Consider the following 20,049-nt stretch of genomic DNA (forward strand, 5'->3'; position numbering starts at 1 on the left):
GGCGCGCCTGAACAAAATTTAATCCGGACGCCAGGAGCCTTTCACGCCCGCTTCGCAATTGTGGGACGTGATGGAGACGCAGGGATGTTCCCGCGTCGTCCGATCCAGGATTTCGGGAGCGGCAAGTCAATGTCGAACACAGTCAGGACGACCGGCACGCTGCGCAGCCGGGCGCTCGCTTCGGTGGCGGCGGTGGCCATCGTCGCCTCCGGCGCGCTCGGCGCCACGGTTCTCCAGGGCCAGCATCCGGCTCTTGCGCAGAGCGCGCCGATCACGGTCGAGAGCGCCCAGGCCCCCGCCTCCTTCGCGGATGTCGTGGACAAGGTGAAGCCGGCGGTCGTGTCGGTGAGGGTGCGTACCGAGCGCGCCAGTTTCCGGGACGGAGACGGCCCGGGCTCCCGCCTCGACGAATTGCCGCCGCAGCTGCGCGAGTTCTTCCGCCGCTTCGGCGAGAACGGGGTTCCGAACGGTCCGCGCCGCGGCGGCCGCGGCATGGCGCAGGGGTCCGGCTTCTTCATCTCGGCCGACGGCTACGTGGTCACGAACAACCACGTCGTCGACGATGCGAAGTCCGTCGAGGTGACCACCGATGACGGCCGCACCTTGACCGCAACCGTGCTCGGCACGGATCCGAAGAGCGACCTGGCGCTGCTGAAGGTCACCGAGGGCGGCCCGTTCCCCTATGTGAAGCTTGCCACCAACGCCCCGCGCGTCGGCGACTGGGTCGTGGCGATCGGCAACCCCTTCGGACTGGGCGGCACGGTCACGTCGGGTATCGTCTCGGCGCGGGGCCGCGACATCGGGGCCGGGCCCTATGACGACTTCCTGCAGATCGATGCGCCGATCAACCGCGGCAATTCGGGCGGCCCGACCTTCAATCTGAGGGGCGAGGTCGTGGGGGTGAACACCGCGATCGCGTCGCCCTCTGGCGGCTCGGTCGGCCTCGCCTTCGCGATCCCGTCGCAGACCGTCCAGGCCGTCGTCGACCAGCTCCGGACCAACGGCAAGGTGGAACGCGGCTATCTGGGGCTGCAGATCCAGGCGCTGACGCCCGATCTGGCGGAAGGGCTCGGCCTCAAGACGCAGAAGGGCGCGCTGGTGAACTCGGCCCAGGCGAGCACGCCGGCCGCGAAGGCAGGCCTCCAGGCCGGCGACGTCGTGACCTCGGTGAACGGCGAGCCGATCTCGGATGCGCGCGAGCTCAGCCGTAAGATCGCGAGCCTGAAGCCCGGCAGCAAGGTCGAGATCGGCTACCTGCGGGACGGAGGCCAGCGCACCGCGACGGTCGAGCTCGGGACCCTGCCGAACGAGACTGCCTCGCTGCAGCGGCAGGACGATGGCAGGAGCTCGCTCCGCCTCGGGCTGCAGCTCGCGCCGGGCAGCCGCATAGGCGAGGAGGGCGTTGCGGTGGTCGCGGTCGACCCGGACGGGCCGGCGGCCCAGAGGGGCATCTCCGAGGGCGATGTCATCCTCGAGGTGGGCGGCAAGGCCGTGTCCGATCCGTCGGAGGTCGCGGCCGGCATCAAGGCCGCCCGTGACGAGGGCAAGAAGGCGGTCGTGATGCGCGTGAAGAACCGCCAAGGCACGCGCTTCGTCGCGATCGGGCTGAGAGACGCGGGCTGAGCCTGCTGGCGCGGCGGCAGGGCGGCGAGTCCCGCCCTGCCGCACCCGGCGAACCAGGATGGCCGACCCGCGTTCATCCCCGGGGTCGTCATCCGATGCGCCGAATCCTTCCTGTTGTCCTGCTTGCTGCCGTCTCGGCGCTGCCGGCCCAGGCGGCCGTGGAGGTCGGCTATTCGGATCCGGGCCGTTTCACGGATGCCGATCGCGCCGGCGGGCTCATGACGGCCGAGGGCGCCGCGCAGGCGCTCGCAGGCCATCTTGGAGCATTGGGGCGGACGCTGCCTGCCGGGCAGGACCTCCGGATCGTGATCCTCGACATCGACCTTGCCGGCCGGCTTGCGCCCGAGCTCGACCCGGCCGGCTCGCGGCGGATCATGACGGACGCGACCTGGCCGCGCGTCCGGGTCCGTTACGAGCTCACCCGGGGCGGCCGGGTCCTCGCGCGCGCCGAGGAACTCGTGAGCTGGCGGGACTACCTTCAGCGCGCGACCGCGCGCTTTGCCGGAGATCCGCTCCGCTTCGAGAAGGCGATGCTCGCCGAATGGTTCGAGCAGCGATTCGGGCGCCAGATGGGAGGCGTCCGCTGATCACCGCGCCTTGTTCTTCTTGGCGAAGCGGCGGAACGCCTCGAGGGTCTCGCGGCTGACGTGGTGCTCGATCCCCTCGGCATCGCGCCGCGCGGTCTCGGGCTCGATGCCGAGCGCGAGGAGGAAGGATTCGACGATCTGGTGGCGCTTGCGGGCATATTTTGCGAGTTCCTCGCCCCGTTCGGTGAGGAACACGCCGCGATACGGCTTCTGCGAGACGAGGCCGTCTTCCGCGAGGCGCTTCAGCATCTTGGCGACCGTGGGCTGCGCCACCCCGAGCCGGGCCGCGATATCCACCTGCCGCGCCTCGCCGCCGCTGGCGATGAGGTCGGAGATGAGCTCCAGATAATCCTCCACGAGTTCCAGCCGGCGCGCTTTGCGAGCCTGGCGGAAGCCGTGCGCATGCACGTCCGCATCGACGAGCATCTCCTGCCGGTCGGGTTGCGGTGACGGAGCTGGCACGCGGGACCTCGCGATCGAAACGGGAACCCGCTTACCAGATGCGCGCTGTTCAGACGAGCCGGCCCGGCGTCCGGAAACCAGCTTCCACTCTGAAACCTAGCGTGCTAATGCTAACATAGCTTGTGCTATAAGAAGTGGGTCGGTCTATGCTCCGGGACGTCTCGCACGATCTGGGCGCGGCAGGCACGCCGGACGGCTCCGCCACCCCGGCGCCTGAGGCCGGGTGGCGGCGCGGCCGCGGGCTGCCCTCGCTCTCCGAGGTCAACGCCTCCATCCCGGTCGCGGGGAAGCCGTGGCGGCGCCTGATGGCCTTTCTCGGCCCGGGCTATCTCGTCGCCGTGGGCTACATGGACCCGGGCAACTGGGCGACTTCGCTCGCGGGCGGGTCTAAATTCGGTTACGCGCTCCTCTTCATCGCGCTTCTCTCCAACATCATGGCGATCCTGCTGCAGGCGCTCTGCGCGCGGCTTGCGGTCGCCACCGGCCGCGATCTCGCCCAGGCCTGCCGCGATGCCTATCCGCGGCCCGTCGGATGGGCCCTGTGGGTCCTTGCCGAGCTTGCGATCGTCGCGACGGACCTCGCCGAGGTCATAGGCACCGCGATCGGCCTCAATCTCCTGTTCGGGATCCCGCTCGAGATCGGCGTCGTGATCACCGCCCTCGACGTGTTCCTGATCCTCTACCTCCAGAACAAGGGCTTCCGCTGGATCGAGGCGATGGTCGTGGCGCTGATCGGCGTGATCGCGGCGTGCTTCCTCGTCCAGATCGCGATGGCCGATCCCGATTGGGGCGAGGTGATCCGTGGTTTCGCGCCCACCACGGAGCTCGTTCGGAACCCGGACATGCTCTATCTCGCGCTCGGGATCATCGGCGCGACCGTGATGCCGCACAACCTGTTCCTGCATTCGAGCATCGTGCAGACCCGCGCCTACGGGCATACGATACCGGAGAAGCGGGAGGCGATCCGCTTCGCGACCATCGACTCGACCATCGCCCTGCTTTTCGCTCTGTCCATCAATGCCTCGATCCTGATCCTCGCCGCCGCGGCCTTCCACAAGTCGGGCAATACCGGGGTCGAGGAACTCGGCCAGGCGCACACGCTGCTCACTCCGCTTCTCGGCTCGGCGCTGGCGCCTACGCTGTTCGCCATCGCGCTCCTCTGCTGCGGTCTGAACTCCACCGTGACCGCTACCATGGCCGGGCAGATCGTCATGGAGGGCTTCATCGACTTCCGCCTCCCGCCCTGGCTGAGGCGCCTCATCACGCGGGGCCTCGCCATTCTGCCGGCGGCGGCGGTCACCATCGCCTATGGCGAGAGCGGGACGGCGAAGCTCCTGATCCTGAGCCAGGTCATCCTCGGCCTGCAGCTTCCCTTCGCCATCGTCCCGCTCGTGCTGATCACGGCGAGCCGGGAGAAGATGGGAGTGCTCGTCTCGCCGAGATGGCTGACGGCGGCCTCGGCCGTCATCGCGGCCGTGATCGTCGCGCTCAACGTGAAGGTCGTGGCCGATTTCGTCGCCGGCTGAGCGAGGCTGGAACAATTCCCGCGGCACCCCATTTGGAGCCGGCCGGCCAGGACAGGGCGGTTCGGAGCACGATGGCGATGCACAAGCTGGTGGCGGTTCTCACGATGGCGGCGGCTGTCGCGGCCGGGCCTGCCCTGGCCCAGACCACGACCAACCTCTACCGGAGCGTCAGTGTCGAGAAGGGCAAGACGGTCCGGCTCGCCGTCGTGACGGCCCTGAAGAAGGATTGTACGGTGGGCGAGGTCGGCGGGGTGCGGGTGATCACCGCTCCGAAGAACGGCCAGCTCGCCGTCCGGTCGGGCAAGCTGAAGACGCCCGCGAGCTTCCGCTGCCCCAATGTCGAGACGCCCGTTCAGGGCCTCTTCTACCAGTCGCGGCCGAACTTCTCCGGGCCGGACGAGGTATCCTACGAGACGCGCACGCCGGAAGGCGGGACCGAGACCTACACGGTCAAGATCACGGTCACCGACAAGCCGGGCGGAGCAGGTGCCGGCAAGAAGGACGGGCAGCTCGAGCTTTGACCGGGACTCGGCTCGGCGGACCTCTCGACCGGGCCGCGCCAGGGCTCTAAACGGGCTCCCTGCCAACGAGCGGAGCCCGCCTTGTTCTCCTCCGTCCTCATCGCCAATCGCGGCGAGATCGCCTGCCGCATCATCCGGACCGCCAGGCGGATGGGCCTGAGGACGATCGCGGTCCATTCCGAGGCGGACCGGAACGCGCTCTTCGTCGAGATGGCAGACGAGGCGCACGAGATCGGTCCGCCGCCGCCGCGAGAGAGCTATCTCCAGGTCGATCGCATCATCGCGGCGGCGAAAAGCTCGGGCGCCGAGGCGATTCACCCGGGCTACGGCTTCCTATCGGAGCGCGCGGAGTTCGCCGAAGCCTGCGCGGCGGCGGGCATCGTCTTCGTCGGGCCCCCCGCCTCGGCCATCAAGGCGATGGGCCTGAAGGACGCTGCCAAGGCGCTCGTCGCACAGGCAGGCGTGCCCGTCGTCCCCGGCTATCATGGCAGCCGGCAGGACCCGGAGTTCCTGCGCCAGAAGGCCTACGAGATCGGCTATCCGGTCCTTATCAAGGCGGTGGCCGGCGGCGGCGGCAAGGGCATGCGCCGCGTGGACAAGCAGCTCGAATTCGAGGCGGCGCTGGAGAGCGCGCAGCGGGAGGCGGCGAACGCCTTCGGCGATCCGCGGGTGCTCGTCGAGAAGTACATCCTGTCCCCCCGCCACATCGAGGTGCAGGTCTTCGCGGACGCGCACGGCAACGTCGTCCACCTGTTCGAGCGCGACTGCTCGCTCCAGCGCCGGCATCAGAAGGTCATCGAGGAGGCGCCTGCGCCCGGCATGACGGCCGAGATGCGGGACGCGATGGGCCGTGCCGCGGTCGAGGCGGCGCGTTCGGTCGGCTATGTCGGGGCGGGCACGGTCGAGTTCATCGCCGATGCGCGCCAGGGACTGCGGCCCGATCGATTCTTCTTCATGGAGATGAACACGCGGCTCCAGGTCGAGCATCCGGTGACCGAGGCGGTCACGGGGCTCGATCTCGTCGAGCTCCAGCTCCGCGTCGCGGCGGGCGAGACGCTGCCCTTCGGGCAGGACGATCTGAGCCTCGACGGCCACGCCGTCGAGGCCCGTCTATACGCCGAGGATCCCGAACGCTCCTTCCTTCCCTCGACCGGCCGGCTTTGGGCGCTGAGCTTCCCCGAGGCGCCCGGAATCCGGATCGATACGGGCGTGCGCGCCGGCGACGAGGTCACGCCCTTCTATGACCCGATGATCGCCAAGGTGATCGCCCACGGGCCGGACCGCGGCACGGCGCTCGACCGGCTGTCGGCGGCGCTCGGACGGACGATCGTTGCCGGGCCGAAGACCAATACGGCCTTCCTGCGGGCTCTGTGCGACGCGCCCGGCTTCCGTTCCGGAGCCTTCGACACGGGCTTCATCGACCGCAACCTCGATGCGCTCGGCGCGGTCGAGCGCGGGCCGGACGAGAAGGCGGTGGCGCTCGGCGCGCTGCGGCTCATCCAGGAGGAGCTCGACGATCTGGCGGCGTCGCACGCGTCCCGTTCGGAGCACGGCTCCCCGTGGGACGCGAGCGACGGCTTCCAGCTGGTCGGGGAGCGGCGCCAGGCCTTCCCGATCCTGGTCGACGGGGCGCGGACGGAGGTCACGCTCGCCTGGCCGAAGGGCGAACTCGCGGTGACGGCGGGCGGTGCGACGGCCCGCGCGCGGGATGCCGAGGCGGGCGTCTTCGCCCGCACGCCGGACGGCGTCGTCGTCCTGGCCGACGGGCGGCAGACCCTGGTCCAGCGCTACGATCCCTTCGCGGTGGACCTGGAGCACCTGGATAGCGGCGACAGCATCACCGCGCCGATGCACGGCAAGCTGGTCGCCGTCTTCGTCGCGCCGGGCGATCAGGTGGAGAAGGGGCAGCGGCTCGCCATCGTGGAAGCGATGAAGATGGAGCATGCGCTCGTGAGCCCCCGCGCCGGCGAGGTCGCGGAGGTGCTGGCGGAGGCCGGGGCGCAGGTGGCGGAGGGGGCGCGCCTCATCGTCCTCGCGCCGGCGGCGGAGAGCTGAGCGGAACCGGGGGCGCAGCGTCCCGTTTCCGTCCGAACGGAATGGGCGAGAGGCGGGATGTCGAAGATCACCTACCGCATCGTCGAGCACGATGGCGGCTGGGCCTACAAGCTCGGCGACGTGTTCTCCGAGACCTTCCCGACGCACGATCTCGCGGCCCGGGCGGCCCGGGCCGTCGCGGCCGAGCAGAGCGTCCCGGGCGAGGTCGCCTATATCCTGTACCAGGATGCGTCTGGCGAGTGGCGGGAGGAGGTCGCCCGCGGAGACGACCGCCCGAGCGCTGACGTCGTCGACACGTCGGCTGACCCGTTCCGAAACGGTTGATAAGCTAGGCGGCGCGACCACGCGCCGCTCGACGCCCGCATCGGCCCGCTGCATAGGCGGGCCATGCCGCTTCACCTGATCAAGCTCTGCGTCGGCTGCGATTCGATCCAGGATCTGGAGGCGTGGGTCCTCGAGCGGCGCCGCATGCCGGGCGGCTCGCCGGGCGAGCATATCCACACCACTCGGATGATGCCAAAGCGCTGCGAGGCGCTGCTCGACGGCGGCTCGCTTTACTGGGTCATCAAGGGCCAGCTCGCCTGCCGCCAGCGTCTGCTGGACGTGCGGCCCTTCACGGATGCGGACGGGATCGGGCGCTGCCGCCTCGTGCTCGAGCCGGCCGTCGTCCCGGTCCGGCCGCGGCCATATCGGCCGTTCCAGGGCTGGCGATATCTCGAGCCGGACGACGCGCCGCCGGATCTCGGCGACGAGGCCGCGGATGTCGGTGTGCTGCCCGAGACCATGCGACGCGAGCTGGTGGCGCTCGGCCTCCTCTGACGCTAGCCTCGCACCATGTACCGCTCCGCCGCCTGCGTTCTGCTGGTTCTTTCGACGGGCGCAGCCGAGGCGCGGCCGTGCCGGCCGGGCGAGGCGCCGCGCTTCTCCGCTGCGGGCAGGCCGAGCTGCGACAACGGCGAGAGGCTCAGGCCGCACGATCCGGAAGGCCAGCGGGTCGGGCGCCGGCCGGGCTTCATCGACCTCGGCAACGGCACCGAGGTCCGGATCGGCGGGCGGGTGCAGATGGATTACGACACCCGCCGCTGAGATGCGGTGGATTGCGCCGCGTGACCGAGCCGCCACATTGTCCCGCATGAGCAAGCGGAACGAGCCTGGTCCGGGCGCGCTGGCGCGCCAGCACGCGCCGACATCATCGGCCGGGGAAATCTCGGCTTTCCTCAGCGACGCTCGGCGGCTCGAGGCGATCGCGCCCGAGAGGGCCGGCCGGCTCGTTTTCGCGCTCGATGCCACGATGAGCCGCCAGCCGACCTGGGATCTCGCCGCCGAGGTCCAGGCCGGCATGTTCGAGAGCGCGGCGCAGATCGGCGGCCTCGCCGTCCAGCTCGTCTATTACCGCGGGTTCGGCGAGTGCCGCGCCTCCCGCTGGGTGGGCGACGCGCGCGAGCTCAAGGCGATGATGGCCAGGATCTCCGTCCGCGGCGGGCGCACCCAGATCGGCCGCGTGCTGGCGCATGTCCGCACCGAGGCGAGCCGGTCCCCGGTCGCGGCGCTCGTTTTCGTCGGCGACGCCTTCGAGGAGCCGATCGATCCCGTCTGCGCCACCGCCGGCGAGCTCGGCCTTCTGAACACCAAGGTCTTCATGTTCCACGAGGGTGGCGATCCGGCCGCCGCGGGCGCTTTCGCGGAGATCGCGCGGCTTGCAGGCGGGGCGGCCATGCGCTTCGACGCCTCCGCTCCCGCCTCCCTGGCCTCGCTGCTGCGGGCCGTGGCGGCCTATGCTGCCGGCGGGCGGGCCGCGCTCCAACGGCTCGCCCAGGGGGATCGTGAAGCCCGGCGCCTCATCGCCGCCATGCCGCAATGACCGCAATCGCCGGGCTCCTCACGGCGTTCCTGCTCTGGTGGCTGATCAAGAGCTTCGCCCGCGCCAATCCGGCCCGTGTCGTGCAGACGGTGAAGCTCGTCGGCGGGGCGGCGGCGCTCGCCGCCACGGGGCTGCTCGTGCTGCGCGGACGGCTCGACATGGCCGTGCTGACCGGCGGGATCGGCGCCTGGCTCCTTGGCTGGGCCGCTCCGCCGAACTGGTGGCCCGCCGGAATCGGCCAGCGTCGGACGGGGGGCGGAACCTCGCGCGTCCGCTCGGCCACGCTGGAGATGGCGCTCGACCATGAGACCGGGGCCATGTCGGGCCGCGTGCTGGCGGGCGAGTTCGCCGGTCGCGACCTTGCGGAGCTCGGCCTGCCGCAGTTGCGCCGGCTGCTGACTGCCGGCCTAGCAGGCGACGTTGAGGGCGGACGGCTCCTCGAAGCCTATCTGGACCGCCGGTTTCCCGGCTGGCGTGAAGACGCTGAGGGAGATCCTCACCGCCGGGGCGGGGCCGATCTTCAGCGCGGCGCGATGACGGAGCAGGAAGCTTACGAGATCCTGGGGCTTCAGCCAGGAGCGGGTCCGGACGACGTCCGGGCGGCTCACCGGCGCCTGATGAAGAAGCTTCACCCCGACCAGGGCGGGTCGACCTATCTTGCAAGCCGCGTCAACCAGGCGAAGGACCTCTTGCTGGACCGACATCGCTGATACTCCACGCGCGACCGGTCGGACGGACCGGGGTCGGAACATTCGGCCGGGGCGTGCCGCCCCGGGTTGACGGTGGCTGCTTCAGCTCCTGGTGGCGAAGCAGGCGAAGCCGTTCCTCTTCAGCGCGCGGCAGGCCTCCTGGGCGCTGTCGGCTTCGCTGAAGCCCGAGAAGCGGGCGCGGTAGAGGGTCGAGCCGCCGCGATTCACCTTCTCGGTGAAGGGTGCCGCCTTGGCGAGGAGCCGGCCCGAGCGGGAGCGCGCCTCGTCCAGGATCGCGCGGGCCTGGCGTTCGTCGCCCTCGGCCGCGAGCTGGATGACCCAGGGCGTCACCGCTGCCGGGCGGGAGACGGTCTCGCGCTTCGTCTCGACCGGCTCGGCCTTCAGCGCGACCTCGGACCGGGCCGGCGGCTCAGGCACGGCCGGCAGAAGGGGAAGGCGGGCCTCGATCTTCTGCGACGGGGAGGGCGGCGTCGGAGCCGCCGCGAGTGCGGGCCTGGACGAGCTCGGGGTGGTGGTCGAGGCGCCGTTCGGCGCGGTGGCGACGGCCGGGCGCATCAGCTCGAGAGGGCGGCCCGGCTTGATGGATGCCGTCGTGCTGGACGCGCTCTCGACCTCGGCCGCCGATACGACGCGGGCGCGCGGCTCGGGACGGTCGTCGTCGTCCCGGCTTGCGAAGGAGGAGCCGATGGAGGCCTTCGCGAGATTGGTGCGGATCAGGTTCGCCATGATGGCGTCCCGGCTTGCGGCCGACTTGCCGCCGAGAACGACGCCGATCACGTGGCGGCCGTTGAGCTTCGCCGAGGTCAGGAGGTTGAAGCCGGAGGCGTTGGTGAAGCCGGTCTTGATGCCGTCGACGCCCTCGATCTTGCCGAGCAGCCGGTTGTGGTTGCCGATGGCGCGGCCCGCATAGTGGAAGGTGCGGGTCTGGAAGAACTTGTAGTAGCGCGGGAACCGATCCTGGATCGCACGGCCGAGGATCGCAAGGTCCCGTGCCGTGGTGATCTGCTCCCGGTCCGGCAGGCCGGAAGCGTTGCGGTAGACGGTGCTCGTCATGCCGAGCTGGCGCGCCTTGCGGGTCATGCGCTCGGCGAACTCCTCCTCGCTCCCGGCGAGGTTCTCCGCGATCGCGCAGGCGACGTCGTTGGCCGATTTCGTGACGAGCGCCTTGATGGCGTCCTCGACCGAGATGGTGTCGCCCGGCCGGAAGCCGATCTTGGAGGGCGCCATGGCCGCGGCGCGCGCCGAGATGCGGAGCTCGGAATCCAGCGAGAGCGTGCCCCGCTCCAGCTGCTCGAAGAGCATGTAGAGCGTCATCACCTTGGTGACGGAGGCGGGGTGGCGCGGCGCGGTCTCGTCCACCGCGTACATCGTGCGGCCGGTATTGGCGTCAACGACGAGTGCCGCGAAGGGCGGGGAATAGCCGCCGCTCGCGCGCGTCACATTCGCCTTGTGGCTCTTGCGGGAGACCTTCTTCTTGCTCCTCGCCTCCGCCTCGTCCGCCGTCACGAGCGACGCGGCGAGGCCGACGACCGCGGCCATAACGAGAGCACGCGTTCCACGCCCACCGACGCAACGCAACATCATGATCATCCGCCCCCGAACTCGTCGGCTGACCTGGCCGAGGGCAGCTCCACAGAGGGGCTGACGCCGGCGCGACACAGTCCAGGACGGTAGGCGGACGCAGTTACAGATGGGTTAAATGCGCTTCAAAGGCGTGTCATGTTGCGATGCACAAAATCTCGTTGACGAAAATTTGTGCATCGCATATATCCGGGCTGGCCGCCGGTGAAGGAGGGCCTCAACCGCAAAGCAGAGGACGGCACCGCAAGGGCCGGGGAGCGAGCATGTTGCAATTCGATACGTTTCAGAAGTTCAGCAAGGATGGGATGGACGCCGCGATGACGTCCTTCGGCGCCCTGTCGCGCGGCATCCAGTCTGCCGCGGTCGAGGCGGTCGATTACGCCAAGCGCTCCTTTGAGCAGGGCAGCCAGACGGTCGAGAAGCTCGCCGGGGCGCGCACGCTGGACACCGCCGTGGAGATCCAGGGCGAGTACCTCCGCGCGGCCTACGAGAACTTCGTCGCGCAGGCGACCAAGATGGGCGAGCTCGCCGCGGCGACCGCCAAGGAGGCCTACGCGCCGGTCGAGACCCTCGTCGTGAAGGCGCGCGCCGCCTGAACGTCGAGTTCAGATCGGTTCATCGGACGCCCGGCTCTGCCGGGCGTTTTCGTTTGCGCTACCGGGGCGGCGATCCGGTCCCGGCCTTGCCTCGGGCACAATTGACCGCGAGTATGCGTCGAGACGGCGCGGCATCTGGCGAGGGGGCGGCAGCGTCCCTAGATTGCTTCCCGAAGGGAATCGACCAGGGCCGGCCTTCAGGGGCGCGTTCGGAACATCCCTGAACGCAGGGTCATTGGTCACGGGCGGCATGAGCGGGCGAAGCGGCTCAAACGAGTTCCAGATCACAGGGGCGGGTCCCCGTTCGGCGGGCGGGGACGACGGCCGCACCGGCACGGCGATCATCACGAAGACCAAACCGCGCACCAAGCGCCCGAACCTCTACCGCGTTCTTCTTCTCAACGACGACTACACCCCGATGGAGTTCGTCGTGCTCGTCCTCGAGCGGTTCTTCAACAAGTCGCGCGAGGACGCGACCCGCATCATGCTCCACGTCCACCAGAACGGTGTCGGCGAGTGCGGCGTCTTCACCTACGAGGTCGCCGAGACAAAGGTGACACAGGTGATGGATTTCGCACGCAAGCACCAGCATCCGCTTCAGTGCGTCATGGAAAAGAAGTAACCTCTTCCGAAAACCCGAGGGGCACGCTTGCCTAGCTTCTCACGCAGCCTCGAACAGGCACTCCACCGCGCCCTGGCGCTCGCCGGCGAACGACGCCACGAATACGCGACGCTGGAGCATCTCCTGCTCGCCCTCATCGACGACCAGGACGCGGCAGCCGTCATGCGGGCCTGCAACGTCGAGCTCGACGTCCTGCGCCGCAACCTCATCGAATATGTCGAGACCGAGCTCGTGAACCTCGTGACCGACGGGCGGCAGGATTCCAAGCCGACCGCCGGGTTCCAGCGGGTCATCCAGCGGGCCGTGATCCACGTCCAGTCCTCCGGCCGCGAGGAGGTGACGGGCGCGAACGTGCTCGTCGCCATCTTCGCCGAGCGGGAGAGTCATGCGGCCTATTTCCTGCAGGAGCAGGAGATGACCCGCTACGACGCCGTGAACTACATCAGCCACGGCATCGCCAAGCGGCCGGGCCTCGGCGAGGCGCGGCCGGCCCGCGGCGCCGAGGATGAATCGACCGAGCGGCCCTCGGGCGACGACGAGTCCCGGCAGAAGAAGAAGGGCGAGGCGCTGGAGACCTACTGCGTCAACCTCAACAAGAAGGCCCGCGAGGGCAAGATCGACCCGCTCATCGGCCGCGAGGCCGAGGTCCAGCGGACGATCCAGGTCCTGTGCCGCCGCCAGAAGAACAACCCGCTGCTCGTGGGCGACCCCGGCGTCGGCAAGACGGCCATCGCGGAGGGTCTCGCGCGAAAGATCGTGCGCGGCGAGGTGCCGGAGGTGCTCGAGAACGCCACCGTCTTCTCGCTCGACATGGGAACCCTGCTCGCCGGCACCCGCTATCGCGGCGATTTCGAGGAGCGGCTGAAGCAGGTCGTCAAGGAGATCGAGGCGCATCCCAACGCCATCATGTTCATCGACGAGATCCACACGGTCATCGGCGCCGGTGCGACCTCGGGCGGGGCGATGGACGCCTCGAACCTGCTGAAGCCGGCCCTGGCGCAGGGTACGCTGCGCTGCATCGGCTCGACGACCTACAAGGAGTACCGGCAGTATTTCGAGAAGGACCGGGCGCTCGTCCGCCGGTTCCAGAAGGTCGACGTGAACGAGCCCTCGATCCCGGACACGATCGAGATCGTGAAGGGCCTGAAGCCCTATTACGAGGAGTTCCACAAGCTCCGCTTCACCGGGGATGCGATCAAGGCCGCCGTCGAGCTCTCCGCCCGCTACATCAACGACCGCAAGCTTCCGGACAAGGCGATCGACGTCATCGACGAGACCGGCGCCTCGCAGATGCTCGTGCCCGAGCACCGGCGGAAGAAGACGATCGGCATCAAGGAGATCGAGGCGACCATCGCCACGATGGCCCGGATCCCGCCCAAGACCGTCTCCAAGGACGATGCCGAGGTGCTGTCGAACCTCGAATCGAACCTGGCGCGCGTCGTCTACGGCCAGGACGCCGCCATCCAGGCGCTCACCTCGGCGATCAAGCTCGCCCGCGCCGGGCTGCGCGATGCCGAGAAGCCGATCGGCTCGTACCTGTTCGCCGGGCCGACGGGCGTCGGCAAGACGGAGGTCGCGCGCCAGCTCGCCTCCTCGCTCGGCGTCGAGATGCTGCGCTTCGACATGTCGGAGTACATGGAGCGGCACACAGTGTCGCGCCTGATCGGCGCCCCGCCCGGCTATGTCGGCTTCGACCAGGGCGGGCTTCTGACCGACGGCGTCGACCAGCACCCGCATTGCGTGCTGTTGCTCGACGAGATCGAGAAGGCCCATCCCGACCTGTTCAACATCCTGCTGCAGGTGATGGACCACGGGAAGCTGACCGATCACAACGGCAAGCAGGTCGATTTCCGCAACGTCATCATCATCATGACGACGAATGCGGGCGCCGCCGACCTCGCCCGGTCCGCCTACGGCTTCACCCAGAACAAGCGCGAGGGCGACGACACGGAGGCGATCAACAAGCTGTTCGCCCCCGAATTCCGCAACCGCCTGGATGCGATCATTTCGTTCGGCCGGCTGCCGAAGGAGGTGGTCGCCAAGGTGGTCGACAAGTTCGTCCTGCAGCTCGAGGCGCAGCTCGCAGACCGCAACGTGGTCATCGAGCTCTCCGACGAGGCGCGGGACTGGCTCTGCGAGCACGGCTACGACGAGGCGATGGGCGCCCGGCCGATGGCCCGGCTCATCCAGTCGACCATCAAGACCCCGCTCGCGGACGAGGTCCTTTTCGGCAGGCTCAAGAACGGCGGCGCGGTCCGCGTCGTGGTCCAGACCGACGAGGCCGGGAAGCAGACGCTGGGCTTCGAGTATCCCGAAGGGCCGGTCACGCCGAAGCCCGAGAAGGTGGTCGAGGCGAAGAAGACGAAGCGGAAGCCGAAGCTCTTCGCCAGGAAGCCGCCCAAGCCCAAGGGGCCGGGCGGCGCGAGCGGCGGCATCCGGACGGTGCCTAAGGTGCCGCTCGTCAGGGCATGAATGCGGAAACCGCAAAGAGCGAGTCGCTCGGGCTGACGCTGGCGCCGGAGGAGCGGCCCGCCGCGCCTCAGGGCAAGTCGGCCCAGCGCTTCCGCCGCTCCTGGTCCCGCATGCGTTTCAGGGTCGGCGGTTCGCTCGGACCGGCGACGACCGCGTCCGCCGTTCCGGCAGTGGCTGCCGAGGAGGACGGGGCGCAGCCGGCGCGGGCGCAGAAGCACAGGAAGACCTGGCGCGAGCAGCGCTGGGAGCGGCGGCGTCGGCGCCGCATGTTCGAGGAGGTTCTGGGCTGGATCCTCGTGCCGATCATCGTCGTGGCGGTCTATTGGGGGATCAAGTCCGGCCTGAACGCACTCGGCACCACGCCGACTGCCCTCATCCAGGGGATTCGGACCGCGATCCGCGGGGGTGGGGGCTTCTAGCGGCCGGAAGGGACCTCGTCAGTTCGTCAGCCCCGCGCGCCTGACGGCATCCTCGGCCGCACGGAACAGGGCGCGCGCCTTGTTCTCGCATTCCTGGCGCTCGGAAGCGGCGTCGGAATCGTGCACGATCCCGGCCCCCGCCTGCACATACATGCGGCCGTCCTTCACCACGGCCGTGCGCAGCACGATGCAAGTATCCATCTGGCCGTCGGCGCCGAAATAGCCGATGCAGCCGGCATAGGGTCCGCGGCCGTCCGGCTCGAGCTCGTCGATGATCTGCATGGCCCGGACCTTGGGCGCGCCCGACACGGTGCCGGCCGGAAAACCCGCCACCAGGGCGTCCAGCACGTCGCGGTCGGGCCGGAGCCGCCCCTCGACATTCGACACGATATGCATGACCTGGCTGTAGCGCTCGATGAAGAAGCTGTCCGTCACCTGGACGGAGCCGAGCTCGGCAACGCGGCCGACGTCGTTCCGGCCTAGGTCGAGCAGCATCAGATGCTCGGCCCGTTCCTTCGGGTCCGCCAGAAGCTCCTCCGCGAGCCGCGCGTCCTCGGCAGGGGTGGCGCCGCGCGGACGCGTGCCGGCGATCGGCCGGACGGTCACGCGCCCCTGCTGCACGCGGACGAGAATCTCGGGGCTGGAACAGACGATCTGGAAGCTCTCGAAGTCGAGATAGCAGAGGAAGGGCGCCGGATTGATCCGCCGCAGGGAGCGGTAGAGCGCGAAGGGCGGGAGCGGGAAGGGCGCCTCGAAGCGCTGGGAGAGCACGACCTGGAAGATGTCGCCGGCCAGGATGTATTCCTTGGCGCGTGCGACGATGGCCTCGTATTCGCCCGGCGCCATGTTCGAGACCGGGGCCCCGATCCCGCCGGCGGGCGGCGGCGTGGAGTCGATCGCGGCCGGCGCCTCCAGGCAGGCGATCAGCTCCGAGATCGCGGCATTCGCGGCATCGTAGGCCGCTTCAGCATCGCCCCCGGGCTCCGGCTGGATGCGGAGCACGATCGAGATCTCGTCGCGCAGGTTGTCGAAGACGACCATGGCCGTCGGGCGGACCATCACTGCTTCCGGCACGCCGATCGGGCTGGGCTTGGCGGGACCAAGCCGTTCCATCTGACGGACCATGTCGTAGCCGAGATAGCCGAAGAGGCCGGCCGACATCGGCGGCAATTCCCGGTCCAGCTCGAAGCAGGTTTCCGCGACCAGCTTGCGCAGGCTGGGCAGAGGCGGATCGGGCGCGGGCTCGAAGGCGTCCGGCCGCGCAAGCGCGTCTCGGTTCAGCTCGGCCCGCCCGTCGCGCACGCGCCAGATCAGGTCCGGCGAAAGGCCGATCATCGAGTAGCGGCCCCGGACGGCGCCGCCCTCCACCGATTCGAGCAGGAAGGCCGGCCCGCTGCGCGCGGCGCGCAGCTTGATGAAGGCCGCGACCGCCGTCAGGAGGTCCCCGTCCATCCTGGCCCAGACCGCGAAGGGACGACCCGCGCGGTAGCGGCCGAGGAACCCCTCCCTGTCCCGGTGCTCGGGCATCCGGAGCCGGCCGTCCTCAGCTCTCGGCGCCGATGGCGCGGCGCATGTTCTCCGGATAGGTCCGGACCCCGATCTGCCTCTCCACCTCGGCGACGTATTGGGAGAAGAGATCCTCGGCGACCGCCTGCCGGAGCTGGTTCTCCACAGCGGCGGCCTGCTGGGTGCTCGTCACGAAGGGCGGCACGCTCGCGGCCGTCACCTTGAAGACCGTCCGGCCGGTTTCGGTCGCCGCATCCGCCGCCTTGCCGACCGGGGTCGCGAAGGCGCGGGTGACGACCGCGCGGGGAAGGTCGGGCCGCGCATCGGCACGCGTGACGTCGCCGGCGCTGACCGGCGTCAGCCCCGCCTCGCCCGCGACGGCTGCCATCTCGGCGCCGCCGTTCAGCTTCTCGACCATCTCGCGCGCCTTGTCGGCCAGGCGACGCTGGACCTCGTCCGCCTTCCAGTCCTCGGCGACGCGGTCGCGCACCTCGGCGAGGGTGCGGTCGCGGGCGGGCTCGACGCCCGTCACGTCGTACCAGATGTAACCGCCGCCCGGCGTGCGGAGCGCCTCGTTATCCGCGCCGACGTCGGAGCGGAACACGGCCGGCACGAGCGTGGTCGGCTCCGGGATCGTCGCGACCGGGTTGCCGGCCTTGTCGCGGCCGCCGCGATCGATCGCCGCGACGGTCACGAGCGTCAGGCCACGCTCCCTGGCGATCTCGGCCAGCGGCTTCGCCCCGGCGCGCTGGTCCTCGATCGCGTCGTGGACGCGCTCGATCTCCGCTTTCGCGCGCTCCGTCGCAAGCTCGCGCTTCACCTCGGCCGCGACCTCGTCATAGGGCTTCCGCGAGCCCGGCTCGATCTTGGTGACCCGCAGGATCACCGGGCCGAAACGGCCGGGAACGGGATCGCTGACCGCTCCTTCGGCCAGCGCGAAGGCCGCCTCGGCCGCGGCCGGATCGATCATCTCGGCCTTGGCGAAGGTGCCGAGATTGAGCGTCGCCTCGTCGACGTTCCGCTCCTTGGCGAGTTCCTCGAAGGAAGTGCCGGCCTGCAGCTTCTCCTTCGCGGCGTTCGCCTCCTCGACGGTCGGAAACACGATCTGCTGCACGGTGCGCCGCTCCGGCGTGCCGAAGCGGGTCGACGCGACCTGCTCGTAATGGCGGCGCGCCTCCTCGTCCGTGACCGCTTCCGGCTTGGCTAGCGCCGCGGCGTCGAGCACGAGATAGGTGAAGCCTCGGTATTCCGGCGCGCGGTAGGTCGCCTTGCGCTCGTCGAAGAAGCTCTGGAGCTGAGCCTCCGTCGGGACCGGGATCTCCCCGGCCTGAGCCGGGGTGAGCGCAACGTAGTCGAGGCTGCGCCTTTCGTTCTGGAAACGATGCACGGCCTCGCGCATGGCCGTCGGCACGGGCGGCTCGCCGGAGACGGCTTCGGCGAGTTGCAGGCGCGCCATGACGGCGCGCTGGTCGCGCACATATTGCGCCTCCGAGAGGCCGTTGGACCGGAGCAGGTCCGTGAACTGGGCGCGGTCGAACTCGCCGCTAGGTCCCCTGAAGTTCGGGTCGTTCTGGATCGCATCCACGACCTGCTGGTCGGAAACGGTGAGCTTCAGCTCGCGCGCCTTCTGGTCGAGCGCGGTTTCGGTGACCAGCCGCGCGAGTACGCTCCGGTCGAGCCCGAGCGCCCGCGCCTGCTCGGGCGTGATGGACTGGCGCGTGCGGCGGATCAGGCTCTGGTACTCGTTCTGATAGGCGGTGCGGTAGGCCTCGGCCGTGATGTCCTGCTTGCCGACCGTGGCGACCTGCGTGCGGACCTGTCCGCGGAAGATGTCGCCGATGCCCCAGATCGCGAAGCTGATGATCAGGAACCCGAACAGCACGCCGACGACCACGCGGCCGACCCAGCTCCGTCCGATCCTGTTGATCCCCTGCAGCATCCATCACCTTTCGCGCTTTGCGGCCGCCGATAGCCCATGCGGGAGATCGGCGAAAGGCCGCCGCGGCCGAGCGTTGCGGGGCAGGGGAGGCTCTGTTACGGCCCGGCCGACCCGGGGGAACAAGGATGGACAAGGTATCGCCGCGGCCGCTCGTCGCGGGAAACTGGAAGATGAACGGCGTCAAGCGCTCGGCGAAGACGCTCGGCGAGATCATGGAGGGCTACACGCCGGACCTGCGCGCCAGGGTCGATCTGCTCGTATGCCCACCCGCGACCCTGGTCTCGACCTTCGCGGTGATCGCGCTCGGGTCGAAGGTCGCCGTCGGCGGGCAGGATTGCCATCCCAAGGCGTCCGGTGCGCATACGGGGGACGTCTCTGCCGAGATGCTGACGGATGCAGGCGCGACATACGTGATTGTCGGCCATTCCGAGCGCAGGGCCGATCACGGCGAGACCGACGCACTCGTCCGGGCTAAGGCCGAGGCCGCACGGCGGGCAGGCCTGACGGCCATCATCTGCGTCGGCGAGACCCGGGAGGAGCGGGAAGCCGGCCGCGCGCTCGACACGGTGTCGGCCCAGATCCGTGGCTCGGTGCCGCCGGGGTCCGATGCGGCCGATACGGTGATCGCCTATGAGCCGGTCTGGGCGATCGGGACGGGCCTCACGCCGACCGCCGCCGACGTCGCGGAGATGCACGCCCGCATCCGGTCCGATCTCGCCGCTCTAGCCGGCGAGGAGGCGGCCGGCATACGCATCCTCTACGGCGGCTCGGTGAAGCCCGCCAATGCGCGCGAGCTCCTTTCGGTGCCGAACGTCGACGGTGCTTTGGTCGGGGGCGCGAGCCTCGTCGCGGCCGATTTCCTCGCCATCGCTGCGGCGTATCGGGCGGAGTGAGGCCCGAACCCGAACGGCTCGAACTCATTGTCTCCGGGCCGTCTGCGTGCCGGAGGACATCATGATCATCTCGCTGCGCTTCATCGCGCCGGGCCTTGCCGCAACGCTCCTCGCCGGTTCGGCTCTCGCCCAGGCTGGGGGAGAAGGCGCCCCCGAGTTCCTGACGGAGGCGCCCAACACCTTCGGCGTGAGCAAGGCGAAGGGGGCGGCCGTGATCGGGCAGGACCATACGCGGCTCGGCGAGGTGGCGGATCTCCTGATCGACCGAGAGGGCAGGGTTCAGGCCGTGGTGATCGGGGTCGGAGGGGTGCTCGGCTTCGGCGAACGGCACGTCGCCGTGCCCTACGGCCAGGTGCTCTGGAATACGGGCGACGTGACCCGGGCATCCGACCTCGGCGCGAGCACCGCCCCGACGAAGGAGACGGGCCCGGACTCGACCCCGCCGAAAGTGCTGGACCGCATGCCGGGCGCCCAGATCAGCAACGAGGTGCTCAGATCGACGGCCGATCAGAGTTCGGGTGCGGTGAACCCCGCCACCGGTCCCGTCGCAGCTCCGGAGCAGGGCGGGCGCGCCACGGCGCTTCTGGTCCCGGCCGGCGGATCGATCAGACACGCCGAGATCCGCGCCACGGAAGCCGAGATCCGGGGTGCGCCCGAGTTCAAGTTGAGGTGAGGC

The 20,049-nt window shown here is 69.6% G+C and carries 20 protein-coding genes; 16 read left to right on the forward strand and 4 right to left on the reverse strand.

Annotated elements, in window-relative coordinates:
• Positions 1-129: 129 nt before the first annotated feature.
• Complete coding sequence (locus HJG44_RS05860) at positions 130-1,623, forward strand: Do family serine endopeptidase (RefSeq protein WP_171217446.1); 1,494 nt, start codon at positions 130-132, stop codon at positions 1,621-1,623.
• Positions 1,624-1,718: 95 nt separating this feature from the next.
• Entirely contained in the window at positions 1,719-2,210 is a 492-nt protein-coding gene (locus HJG44_RS05865) for a DUF3016 domain-containing protein (protein ID WP_171217447.1), read from the forward strand.
• On the opposite strand, the gene mntR is transcribed toward HJG44_RS05865, so the two are convergent.
• The gene (mntR, locus tag HJG44_RS05870; RefSeq protein WP_346767103.1) at positions 2,211-2,672 is read right to left on the reverse strand and encodes a manganese-binding transcriptional regulator MntR; all 462 of its coding nucleotides are present in this window, start codon (positions 2,670-2,672) and stop codon (positions 2,211-2,213) included. It abuts the gene before it with no gap.
• A 146-nt stretch (positions 2,673-2,818) separates the two neighbouring features.
• Between mntR and HJG44_RS05875 the strand changes: the two genes are divergently transcribed.
• From HJG44_RS05875 to HJG44_RS05910, 8 genes are all read left to right on the forward strand, one after another.
• Positions 2,819-4,198, forward strand: coding sequence for an Nramp family divalent metal transporter (locus tag HJG44_RS05875; protein WP_171217448.1), 1,380 nt, complete (start codon positions 2,819-2,821; stop codon positions 4,196-4,198).
• 71 nt (positions 4,199-4,269) lie between these two features.
• Complete coding sequence (locus HJG44_RS05880; RefSeq protein WP_171217449.1) at positions 4,270-4,719, forward strand: 4-aminobutyrate aminotransferase; 450 nt, start codon at positions 4,270-4,272, stop codon at positions 4,717-4,719.
• An 81-nt stretch (positions 4,720-4,800) separates the two neighbouring features.
• Positions 4,801-6,774, forward strand: a complete 1,974-nt coding sequence (locus HJG44_RS05885) for an acetyl/propionyl/methylcrotonyl-CoA carboxylase subunit alpha (protein ID WP_171217450.1) — start codon at positions 4,801-4,803, stop codon at positions 6,772-6,774.
• Positions 6,775-6,831: 57 nt separating this feature from the next.
• Positions 6,832-7,098, forward strand: a complete 267-nt coding sequence (locus tag HJG44_RS05890; protein ID WP_171217451.1) for a DUF2188 domain-containing protein — start codon at positions 6,832-6,834, stop codon at positions 7,096-7,098.
• A gap of 63 nt (positions 7,099-7,161) precedes the next feature.
• Positions 7,162-7,593, forward strand: a complete 432-nt coding sequence (locus HJG44_RS05895; RefSeq protein ID WP_171217452.1) for a DUF1489 family protein — start codon at positions 7,162-7,164, stop codon at positions 7,591-7,593.
• A 15-nt stretch (positions 7,594-7,608) separates the two neighbouring features.
• Positions 7,609-7,860, forward strand: coding sequence for a hypothetical protein (locus HJG44_RS05900; RefSeq protein WP_171217453.1), 252 nt, complete (start codon positions 7,609-7,611; stop codon positions 7,858-7,860).
• 46 nt (positions 7,861-7,906) lie between these two features.
• Complete coding sequence (locus HJG44_RS05905) at positions 7,907-8,635, forward strand: VWA domain-containing protein (protein ID WP_246736088.1); 729 nt, start codon at positions 7,907-7,909, stop codon at positions 8,633-8,635.
• The gene (locus tag HJG44_RS05910; RefSeq protein ID WP_171217454.1) at positions 8,632-9,345 is read left to right on the forward strand and encodes a DnaJ domain-containing protein; all 714 of its coding nucleotides are present in this window, start codon (positions 8,632-8,634) and stop codon (positions 9,343-9,345) included. Before HJG44_RS05905 ends, HJG44_RS05910 begins: the two co-directional genes overlap by 4 nt.
• Positions 9,346-9,426: 81 nt before the next feature.
• On the opposite strand, the gene HJG44_RS05915 is transcribed toward HJG44_RS05910, so the two are convergent.
• A complete protein-coding gene (locus HJG44_RS05915; protein WP_246736089.1) occupies positions 9,427-10,884 on the reverse strand; it encodes a D-alanyl-D-alanine carboxypeptidase in 1,458 nt (485 codons plus the stop codon).
• 305 nt (positions 10,885-11,189) lie between these two features.
• Between HJG44_RS05915 and HJG44_RS05920 the strand changes: the two genes are divergently transcribed.
• The 4 genes from HJG44_RS05920 (at position 11,190) to HJG44_RS05935 (ending at position 15,035) form a co-directional block, all read left to right on the forward strand.
• Complete coding sequence (locus HJG44_RS05920) at positions 11,190-11,522, forward strand: phasin family protein (protein ID WP_171217456.1); 333 nt, start codon at positions 11,190-11,192, stop codon at positions 11,520-11,522.
• A gap of 250 nt (positions 11,523-11,772) precedes the next feature.
• Entirely contained in the window at positions 11,773-12,144 is a 372-nt protein-coding gene (gene clpS / locus HJG44_RS05925; RefSeq protein ID WP_171217457.1) for an ATP-dependent Clp protease adapter ClpS, read from the forward strand.
• Between the two features lie 27 nt (positions 12,145-12,171).
• Positions 12,172-14,616, forward strand: coding sequence for an ATP-dependent Clp protease ATP-binding subunit ClpA (gene clpA, locus HJG44_RS05930; protein ID WP_171217458.1), 2,445 nt, complete (start codon positions 12,172-12,174; stop codon positions 14,614-14,616).
• Complete coding sequence (locus tag HJG44_RS05935) at positions 14,613-15,035, forward strand: hypothetical protein (protein ID WP_246736090.1); 423 nt, start codon at positions 14,613-14,615, stop codon at positions 15,033-15,035. The genes clpA and HJG44_RS05935 overlap by 4 nt, the downstream gene beginning before the upstream one ends.
• Before the next feature lie 18 nt (positions 15,036-15,053).
• Here the strand turns inward: HJG44_RS05935 and trpE are convergent, their stop codons facing one another.
• Both trpE and HJG44_RS05945 read right to left on the reverse strand, forming a co-directional pair.
• Positions 15,054-16,562: an anthranilate synthase component I gene (gene trpE, locus HJG44_RS05940; RefSeq protein WP_171217459.1), complete on the reverse strand. Its 1,509-nt coding sequence runs from the start codon at positions 16,560-16,562 to the stop codon at positions 15,054-15,056.
• Positions 16,563-16,578: 16 nt separating this feature from the next.
• Positions 16,579-18,480 (reverse strand): peptidylprolyl isomerase, encoded by a 1,902-nt coding sequence (locus HJG44_RS05945; RefSeq protein WP_171217460.1) that lies wholly within the window; start codon positions 18,478-18,480, stop codon positions 16,579-16,581.
• A gap of 125 nt (positions 18,481-18,605) precedes the next feature.
• Between HJG44_RS05945 and tpiA the strand changes: the two genes are divergently transcribed.
• Together tpiA and HJG44_RS05955 are read left to right on the forward strand one after the other, a co-directional pair.
• On the forward strand, positions 18,606-19,373 hold the full coding sequence (gene tpiA, locus HJG44_RS05950) for a triose-phosphate isomerase (RefSeq protein ID WP_171217461.1): 768 nt from the start codon (positions 18,606-18,608) through the stop codon (positions 19,371-19,373).
• A gap of 61 nt (positions 19,374-19,434) precedes the next feature.
• Complete coding sequence (locus HJG44_RS05955; protein ID WP_171217462.1) at positions 19,435-20,046, forward strand: PRC-barrel domain-containing protein; 612 nt, start codon at positions 19,435-19,437, stop codon at positions 20,044-20,046.
• Positions 20,047-20,049 lie beyond the last annotated feature (3 nt).

Origin of the sequence: Enterovirga aerilata, assembly GCF_013044135.1 — a bacterium.
GTDB classification, from domain to species: Bacteria; Pseudomonadota; Alphaproteobacteria; order Rhizobiales; family Beijerinckiaceae; genus Enterovirga; species Enterovirga aerilata.